Genomic DNA, 1,076 nt, shown 5'->3' on the forward strand with positions numbered 1-1,076 from the left:
GGCGAGTGGCCGGGCTGATCTGCCGGGCCTGATCCGCCTGGTCCGCCTGGTCTGTCGCCCGGTGCGGGTGCGGCCGGGTCTGCGGCCCCGCCGGGTGCGGAATGCCGGGCATCCTCGGATGGTTGTATCCGGTGCGCCGGTGAGACCGCCCCCCGCCTGGACCGGCGGGTGTGCGCAGGTTGGAGCGCATCATTTGAGTTCGATTTTCTTGTGCGTGTTCTGTTCTGTCCCGTTCGTGACCGGTCATCGACCCGGTGTGGTCTGGTGTCCGGTTCATTCCCCTCGGAACGGAGATTCTGCTATGAACACGATCTTCCGTAAGTCTGCTCTGTCGGTTGCTGGTCTGCTGACCGCTGGTGGTGTGGTGGCCGCTCCTGCGGTGGTGGCGCAGGCCGCTGGTCCGGGTGCCGCCGACGGCGGTGCGCGTGAGGTGGCGGTGCAGTACGAGGCGCAGCCGAACTTCTACTACTGCGGGCCGGCGGCGACGCGGATCGCGTTGACGGCGCAGGGTAAGGCCCCGTCGCAGGACGAGGTGGCGGAGAAGTTGGGGACGACCGAGGCCGGTACCGATTCGGCTGAGGAGACGACCCGGGTACTCAACGAGGTGACCGGTGGTGACGAGTACGAGACGGTGTCGATCGGTGCGGTCGCGGCGAAGCCGGAGCATGTGGCGAAGCTGAAGGCGGATGTGCGTGAGGCGGTGGACGACGACCGGGCCGTGGTGGCGAACATCATGGGCACGGCGTCGGACGTCGACGGGGTGGCGCATTCGTACGAGGGTGGGCACTACCTGACGGTGACGGGTTACCGCGATGGTGGTGACACGGTGAAGATCGCTGACCCGTACTTCGAGGGCCAGGAGTACTGGATGGGCCTCGATGTGCTGGCTGACTGGACCGCCAAGCGCGGCTACTCCGCCTGAGCCGTCCCTGAGCCACGTCCCTGAGCTCTGCCCAGGTCGAACCCGATGAGGTTGCTTGACCGGTCCGGGGGGGGGGGGGCAGACCGACAGAAACAGACCAAAGAAAGCCGGATGGCTTCCCGTTTCCTTTTTTCCGTTGTCAGGGGGTATCCCC

The 1,076-nt window shown here is 66.6% G+C and carries 1 protein-coding gene; it reads left to right on the forward strand.

Features of this window, described 5'->3' with window-relative positions:
- The first annotated feature begins 301 nt into the window (after nucleotides 1-301).
- The gene (locus ACXAHD_RS32190; RefSeq protein ID WP_289213233.1) at nucleotides 302-922 is read left to right on the forward strand and encodes a C39 family peptidase; all 621 of its coding nucleotides are present in this window, start codon (nucleotides 302-304) and stop codon (nucleotides 920-922) included.
- Nucleotides 923-1,076 lie beyond the last annotated feature (154 nt).

It is taken from the genome of Micromonospora sp. ABR4_055 (assembly GCF_056160425.1).